Genomic DNA, 7,813 nt, shown 5'->3' with positions numbered 1-7,813 from the left:
GCGAGTCCATCGATTACAGGGGAGCACGTTTTCCTGGAGCGGCCTTGTGTCGCGAAAGGGCCGCAAAGCGGCCCCCGTTCACTCAGAACTTGTAATTGACACTGGCCACCACGTTGCGCTCGTCGCCGTAGTAGCAGTAGTACCCGTCACAGGTAGACAAGTAGTCCTTGTTGAACAGGTTCTTCGCATCCACGGCTACGGTCACTCCCTTGAGGGTGCTGTTCAGGCGGCCCAGGTCGTAGTGCACCGATGCGTCGTAGACGGTGTAGGACCCCACATGGCCCCAATCGGTGTTAGTGGTATTACCGTAGGTATCGCCCACGTAGCGCACGCCAACGCCGACCCCAAACCCATCCAGTGGTCCGCTGTGCCAGGTGTAGTCAGCCCAGGCAGTGGCCTGGTTGCGCGGCACCTGCGCCATGCGCTTGCCTTTCTCGTCACTGGTGCCTTTGATGATCTCGCTGTCGTTGTAGGTGTACGAGCCCACCAGTTTGAGGTTCTCGGTCACATCCGAGGTAGCCTCCAGCTCCAGGCCTTTGACACGCACTTCGCCAACCTGGCGGGTTACACCACCCTCGGTCACCGACATGTTCTCCTGCGTCAGGTCGAACACAGCAGCGGTGAACAGGCTATTGCTGCCCGGAGGCTGGTACTTGATGCCCAGTTCGTATTGCTTGCCTTCGGTCGGTTTGAAGGCATCGGTGCTGTTGACGGTGGAGCCGGTGGCGGCCTGGAAGGACTCGGCATAGGAGATGTAAGGCGTCAGGCCGTTATCGAATACATAGCTGAGTGCTGCGTTACCACTGAATTTCTTGTCGCGTTGGGTGTTGGTGGCGTCGCCTTTGTTGTGGAAGGTGGTGCCGGTGTGCACCCAGTCCTCACGGCCACCAAGGGTCAGGCGCCAGTTGTCCAGAGCCATCTGATCCTGGATATACAGGCCGGTCTGCTGGGTTTTCTGGTCGTAGTCGTACATGTCGAAGTACTGAACGTTCGAGAAATCCTGACCGTAGATTGGGTTGTGGATATTGCTCGGTGGCACACCAGCCGAGCCCCAGCGCCAGCGGGCATTGCTGTCCGAGCGCTGGTGGTCGAGACCCAGCAGCAGGGTATGGGCAACCTGGCCGGTCTGGAAGTCGGCCTGGAAGTTGTTGTCCAGGGCGAACTGAGAGATGTCCTCCTCGACGATACCGGCGGTGCGTTGCACGGTGCCATCGGCGCTGACAGCTTCGTCCGGGCCGTCTGGCCAGATCGAGCCACCGGCGGTAATGCCCTTGAAGTCCAGTTCGTTACGCGCGTAGCGCAGGTTCTGACGGAACTGCCAGGTATCGTTCAGGCGGGTCTCGAACGCATAGCCCAGGTGGTAGTAGGTGCGGTCGTAGGACTCCCAATCCGGGTCGCCCAGGTTCTTGTGGTGCGAAATCTTGCCTGCGGGGCTATCCAGCTTGGTGCCTTGCAGTGGCAGGAACTGGCCGGTGATGCCGGTGTCATCGCGGGTGTACTGGCTGATGAACGTCAGCTTGGTATCGTCGTTGATGTTCCAGGTCAGGCTGGGCGCGATGTTGTAGCGCTTGTCCGGGATGTGGTCTACCGGCGCACCGCTGTCACGCACGGTGCCGCTCACTCGGTACAGGAACTGGCCTGCATCGTCGAGCTTGCCGGTGCTGTCGAAGTTGATCTGCTTGTGGTTGTTGCTGCCAACCTGGGCTTCGACTTCGTGGCTGCTTTCCAATTGCGGCCGACGGCTGGTCATGTCCAGCAGGCCGCCTGGTGGAGTCTGGCCGTAGACCGAAGAAGCCGGGCCGCGCAGCACGGCGATGCGCTCCAGGTTCCAGGGCTCGATCTTGGGGGTGGCGTAGTTGCCCTTGGGCAATGGCAGGCCATCGAGGAACTGGGTAGGCTCAAAACCACGTACCAGCAACCAGTCGCTGCGCGAGTCGGAGCCATAGCCGCTGCTTTGCACGCCAGCGGTGTAGCGAAGGGCATCGTTCAGGCTGAGCACCGGCCGGTCTTCCATCTGCTGGCGGGTGATCACGCTTACCGAGCGGGGGAGTTCGGCGATGGCGGTGTCGGTCTTGGTGCCAGCTGCTGTCCGGGTCGCGGTGTAACCCTCTACCGGCCCCCAGGCGCTTTCATAGTTGGAAGTCGCATTGATCGCAGTCTCCGGCAACGCCAGTGTCCCTTCTGGCGTAGCCACCAGGCTGTAGCTGCCCATGCTGCTTTGCAGCAGCTGCAGGCCGGTGCCGCGCAGGGCGGCCTGCAGGGCACCAAGGCCATCGTACTGCCCGCTCACCGGGGCGGAGGTGCGGCCGCTGACCAGTGCCGGGTCGATGGCCAAGGCGATGCCGGCCTGGCTGGCGATCTGGTTGAGAGTGGTGGCCAGCGGGGCGCTGGGCAGGTCGTAGGCGCGCTGAGCGGATTGCTCGGCGGCGAACAGGGCAGGGCTGGCCAATGGCGCGGCCACGGCGATGGCCAGGGCCATCAGGCTGGGGCGCAGGATACGATCAACAGCACAGGACATGCAGCGGCTCCTCGACGGATAAGTGCTTTCTGCTTCCTTGCCGAGCGAGATTTGAAAAGTGACAGGGCGAATCTGAAAAAAATTGAGAATTATTTGAGGTTGGTTTTTGCCTGTACCGGCCATTTCGCGGGCTTGCCCGCTCCCACAGGTACCACACAGGTTTCAAGCACGGTGGGGTACTTGTGGGAGCGGGCGAGCCCGCGAAGAGGCCGGTACAGGTTTATTTGGGAACGACGGTCACCCACCACGGCGTATGCCGCTCGACCTTCACTGGCAGTGCCGGCACCAGCGACGACAGTGCCAGGTCGGTGTCGGTCAGCGGGAAGCTGCCGGTCACCCGCAGGTCGGCGACTTGGTCGTCCACCCCGAGGTAACCGCTGCGGTACTGGCCGAGCGCGGCCAGCAGGTCAGCCAGGCGCACGTTGTCCACCACCAGCATGCCGCGGGTCCAGGCGTCGGCACCGGCTGGCACCGTGCCGATCCGGCCAAGGCCGTTGGCGTTCATCAGCACCTGCTGGCCTTCGCGCAGCACCTGTTCGTCGCCGCTGTTCAGCGGCATGGCGGCGACCGAGGCTTGCAGCACTTCCAGGCGCGTGCCGTCGTCCTCGCGGCGTACCAGGAAGCGCGTGCCCAATGGGCGCAGGCGGCCATCGTCGGTGCGCACCAGCAGCGGGCGCGGGTCCTGATGGCCGGTTTCGACCGAAATCTCGCCCTGGTGCAGCACGATCACCCGTTGCTCGCCGGCGTAGTCGATATCCACGGCAGTGTGGCTGTTCAGGCTCAGCAAGGTGCCGTCTTCCAGGCGCAGGGTACGCAGTTCGCCGGTGGCGGTACGCTGGTCGGCCAGCCAGTAGCTCGGTGCCAGCGATGGTGCGCCGACCCAGGCCAGCAGTGAGCCCAAAAGAAACATGCCGGCCAGCCCGCCGCCGACCTTGCCGATGCGTCGGCGCAGGCCGGCGCGCGATTGCAGCAGGGCCTGGCGTGCGGGGCCGGCAGCGGCGCTCACACGCTGGTCCATGGCGCCGAGCTGGCGCCAGGCGCGGGCGTGCTCCTCGCTGGCGGCATGCCAGCGCATGAATTCGCTGCGCTCGTCGGGTGTGCCGCTGCCGTTGTCGAGGCTGAGTTTCCAGGCAATGGCGGCTTCCAGCACCCGGGACGAAACCGGTGCGCTGCTCACGTCGGCTCCCCGTACAGGGCCACGTAGCACTGGCGCATGCCCTGGGCGATGTACTGGCGCACCCGCGACACCGAAACCCCCATGCGCTCGGCGATTTCGGCATGGTTCATACCGTCCAGGCGATTGTGCAGGAATGCTGCACGGGCTTTGCTCGACAGCTTGCCGAGCAGGCGGTCGATGGCCTTGAGGTCTTCGAGGATCAGGTGCTGTACTTCCGGGGAAGGTTGTTCGGCTTCCGGCATCAGGGCCAGTTCGGCCAGGTAGGCCTGTTCCAGCGCGGCGCGGCGGAAGTGGTCGAACATCAGGCCCTTGGCCACGGCGGCCAGGAACGCGCGTGGTTCGCGGGGCGTATCCAGTTGCTCACGGTCGAGCAGGCGCACGAAGGTGTCCTGGCTCAGGTCTTCGGCACGTTGGCGGCAGGCCATGCTGCGTTGCAGCCAGGCGAGCAGCCAGCCGCGGTGGTCGCGGTACAGCGCACCGACCAGATCGGCGTGTGGGCTCTGTGCAGAAGACAAGCAGCGTCCCCCCGGAACGAATGCATTAACTAACGATAATTATTCGCGATTGTTGCAGAGGGGAGGGGGTGGGTGCAATGGACGCTTATCGGATGGCCATCATGGAACAGGCAGGTGGCCAATCGCCGGCAAGCCAGCTCCCACAGGAAACGCGTTGATTCTGGAATTTGTGCAGTACCTGTGGGAGCTGGCTTGCCGGCGATTGGCCCTGTCAGGTCAATACAAATCTACAGGCCGTGGTTGTGCACCTTGCGCCTGCGCCACCCGCGCAAGCGCTGCTCCAGCTGCAGCGGGCTGTCCAGCTGCTGGCGCCGGGCCTGGCTGAACAGGATCAGCGCCAGCTCGGCGGTAACCAGGGCATCGGCGCTGGCATGATGGCGCTCCTCTACCTGCAGGCCAAACCGCGCCACCCAGTCATCCAGCCCGGCCTCGCGCAGCACTGTGTCGGGGTTGAGCATCGGTGCCAGTTCGGCAACATCCAGGAAGGGCGAGTGCAAGCGATAGCCCAGGCTTTCCTTCAATGCACGGGCCAGCATGCGCTGGTCGAACGGCGCGTGGAATGCCAGCACCGGGCTATTGCCAATGAAGTCGAGCAGGTCGAGCAACGCCTCGGCCGGGTCGCAACCGGCAGCCAGGGCACTCGGGCCCAGGCCATGGATCAGAACGCTGGCGTTGGTCTTCTGCAAAGGCCGGTGCAGGGTGCGTTCGAACTGCTGGGCAAAGTCGATGGCGCCATCTTCGATGGCCACGGCGCCAACCGACAGCACCTGGTCACGGTTGGGGTTCAGGCCGCTGGTCTCCAAATCGAGCACCACCCAGCGCTGCTCGCGCAGGGTACACACCCCCAGGGGCGCGGCCTTGGGCAGCCGGGCCAGGCGCTGGCGCGTGGCATGGTCCAGTTCGGGCGCACTGGGGCGCAACCAGGCGAACAGGCTCATAGCTGGTACCGCAAGGCCAGGCTGCTTTGCAGGCGCTGGGCCTGGCGCAGAGACTCGCGCAGGATGCGCCGGTCCAGGTGGTTGAGGCTGTCCGGATCCAGGCGGTTGGAGTAGGGCAGGTTGTCGCGGGTCTGGCGCTGGTGCTGCTGCATGCGGGTTTGCTGGATGAAGTGGTAGGCCTCTTCATACGCTGCGCCGTCCAGTGCCTCGATCACGCCCTTGGCCACCAGCTGGCGCAGGCGTTCCAGGGTATTGCAGGCACCGATGCCGTTGGCCAGGGCCAGCAGCCGGGCACCATCGACGAAGGGCGTCAGGCCCTGGACCTTGAGGTCGAGGGTGGCGGCCTTGTCGTTGCCCTGGCGGGTCAGCACGAACTCGCGCAGGCGGCCCACCGGTGGGCGCTGGCGCAGGGCGTTGTCAGCCATCATGCGCTGGAAGATGCGGTTGTCGGCCACCTGGTCCAGCAGGCCTTGGCGCAGCTGCTCGCAACCTTGCTCGTCGCCCCACACTACGCGCAGGTCGAAATAGATGCTCGAGCCCAGCAGGTTCTCCGGGCTGGCTTCCCGGACAAAACCGGCAAAACGCCGCGCCCACTCACTGCGCGACAGGCACAGCTCGGGGTTGCCGGCCATGACGTTGCCCTTGCACAGGGTGAAGCCACACTGGGCCAGGCACTGGTTGATGTATTGCGCCAGCGGCAGCAGGCGTGCGCGGATGGCGTCGGCTTCGGCGCTGTCGGCGGCTTCGAAGAGGATGCCGTTGTCCTGGTCGGTGTGCAGGGTTTGTTCACGTCGCCCTTCGCTGCCAAAGCACAGCCAGCTGAACGGCACGCCCGGGTCACCGCGCTCGGCCAGCGCCAGTTCGATCACCCGGCACACGGTGTGGTCGTTGAGCAGGGTGATGATCTGGGTGATCTGCGTGGATGACGCGCCATGGGCCAGCATGCGCTCGACCAGTTGGCTGATTTCGCCGCGCAGCGAGACCAGTGTATCCAGGCGTGGCGCATGGCGGATGGTGCGCGCCAGGTGCACCAGATCGACCCGTTGCAGGGAGAACAGGTCGCGCTCCGAAACCACACCGCACAGGCGTCGGTTTTCCACCAGGCATACGTGGGCGATATGCCGCTCGGTCATGGCCATGGCTGCGTCGAAGGCGCTGGCCTGGGGGCTGAGGTAGAACGGCTGGGCGGTCATGTGCCGCGCGATGGGCGCGCCCAGGTCGGCATCGGCCGCCGCCACCACCTGGCGCAGGTCGCGCAGGGTGAAGATTCCGGTGGGGTAGCGCTGCGGGTCGACCACCACGATGCTGCCGACCTGCTGCTCGTGCATCAGCCGCACGGCGTCGCGCAGGGGCGTGTCGGGGCTGCACACCACCGGGTGGCGCATGGCCAGTTCACCCAGTGGCGTGTTCAGCGAATACTGGGTGCCGAGGGTTTCCACCGCGCGCTGGCGTACCTGCTGGTTGACCTGGTCGAGCAGGCTGCTGACCCCGCGCAGGGCAAAATCCCGAAACACTTCCGACATCGAGAACACACGGATGAACGCGGCCTTGTTCAGCTGCAGGCAGAAGGTGTCCTCACCGGCCAGGTGCTCGGTACGGGTCGCTCGCTCGCCGAGCAGGGCAGCCAGCGGGAAGCATTCGCCGCTGGTAATTTCGAAGGTGGTCTCCACACCGGGCTTGACCAGGTGCTGGCGCTCACCCACCACGCGGCCCTGCTTGACGATGTAGAAGTGCTCGACCGGCCCGTCGGCAGGTTTGACGATGCTTTCGCCGCTGGCATAGAAGCGCAGCTGGCACTGTTCGACCAGGTAGGCCAGGTGGCTGTGTTCCATCTGGTTGAACGGCGGAAAACGCTGCAGGAACTGCAAGGTGCCCTGGATGTTCTGCAGCACTGCTGTCCTGCCCGCCTGGGTGTAGGCGTCCTTTTTGCTCATGAAACTGACCGTATCGCTATGCCGAACTATATATATCTATATATAGGTGCCGGCCATGTTGTTCTCTGCCTCCATGGTCGGCTTGCGGCGGGGTGGTGCCCATTGGACGTAAGTCTATGAGCGCCCCTGTCAAAGACCCGACGAAAGGCCAGCCGGGTTACGCAAGTTCTGCGGTCCTAATGCTGAAGCGGAATTTTTTTGACGAGATGAGCATGCCTGAGCAACACGACATCCTGAGCGACGCCGAGCGCGAGGCATTGGCAGTCGTAAGTGCGCCTGTGGCAGCCAAGCCGTTGGTGCTGGTGGTGGATGACAATGCAGTGAACCGTGAGGCGCTGATCATGTACCTGAAAAGCCGGGGGATCGACTGTGTCGGAGCGGATGGGGCCAAGGAAGCCAGGCTATATCTGCACTACCAGCAACGAATCGGCTTGATGATCACGGATTTACGCATGCAGCCCGAGGATGGCCTGGACCTGATCCGGCAGATTCGCGAGTCGGAACGGGCGGCGTTGTCGATCATCGTGGTGTCGGGCGATACCGATGTGAAAGAGGCGGTGGACGTGATGCACCTGGGGGTTGTGGATTTTCTTCTGAAACCGGTCGACCTGGACAGGCTGCTGGAGCTGGTTAAGAAAGAACTGCAGATCGCTTAGCTGAGGAGCCTGTTCCGGCCTCATCGCCGGCAAGCCAGCTCCCACAGGGACCGCACAGCCTTTGAGGCCTGTGCA

At 64.0% G+C, this 7,813-nt stretch carries 6 protein-coding genes; 1 reads left to right on the top strand and 5 read right to left on the bottom strand.

Features of this window, described 5'->3' with window-relative positions; genetic code table 11:
* Positions 1-82 precede the first annotated feature (82 nt).
* The 5 genes from B2790_RS14265 to B2790_RS14245 form a co-directional block, all read right to left on the bottom strand.
* Entirely contained in the window at positions 83-2,518 is a 2,436-nt protein-coding gene (locus tag B2790_RS14265; RefSeq protein ID WP_286919039.1) for a TonB-dependent siderophore receptor, read from the bottom strand.
* Between the two features lie 220 nt (positions 2,519-2,738).
* Positions 2,739-3,695, bottom strand: coding sequence for a FecR domain-containing protein (locus B2790_RS14260; protein ID WP_025337419.1), 957 nt, complete (start codon positions 3,693-3,695; stop codon positions 2,739-2,741).
* On the bottom strand, positions 3,692-4,210 hold the full coding sequence (locus B2790_RS14255; RefSeq protein WP_286919038.1) for an RNA polymerase sigma factor: 519 nt from the start codon (positions 4,208-4,210) through the stop codon (positions 3,692-3,694). Before B2790_RS14255 ends, B2790_RS14260 begins: the two co-directional genes overlap by 4 nt.
* 227 nt (positions 4,211-4,437) lie before the next feature.
* The gene (locus tag B2790_RS14250) at positions 4,438-5,148 is read right to left on the bottom strand and encodes a 3'-5' exonuclease (protein ID WP_075044380.1); all 711 of its coding nucleotides are present in this window, start codon (positions 5,146-5,148) and stop codon (positions 4,438-4,440) included.
* A complete protein-coding gene (locus B2790_RS14245) occupies positions 5,145-7,082 on the bottom strand; it encodes a DUF294 nucleotidyltransferase-like domain-containing protein (RefSeq protein WP_286919037.1) in 1,938 nt (645 codons plus the stop codon). The genes B2790_RS14250 and B2790_RS14245 overlap by 4 nt, the downstream gene beginning before the upstream one ends.
* 116 nt (positions 7,083-7,198) lie before the next feature.
* Here B2790_RS14245 and B2790_RS14240 point away from each other — a divergent pair, with 116 nt between their 5' ends.
* Positions 7,199-7,738, top strand: coding sequence for a response regulator (locus B2790_RS14240; RefSeq protein ID WP_286919036.1), 540 nt, complete (start codon positions 7,199-7,201; stop codon positions 7,736-7,738).
* Positions 7,739-7,813: the final 75 nt, after the last annotated feature.

Source organism: Pseudomonas sp. UBA6753 (genome assembly GCF_002453565.1).
GTDB lineage: Bacteria > Pseudomonadota > Gammaproteobacteria > Pseudomonadales > Pseudomonadaceae > Aquipseudomonas > Aquipseudomonas putida_Z.
The sequence above is the reverse complement of the archived record's forward strand: the minus strand, read 5'-3'. Positions and strand labels throughout refer to the sequence as shown.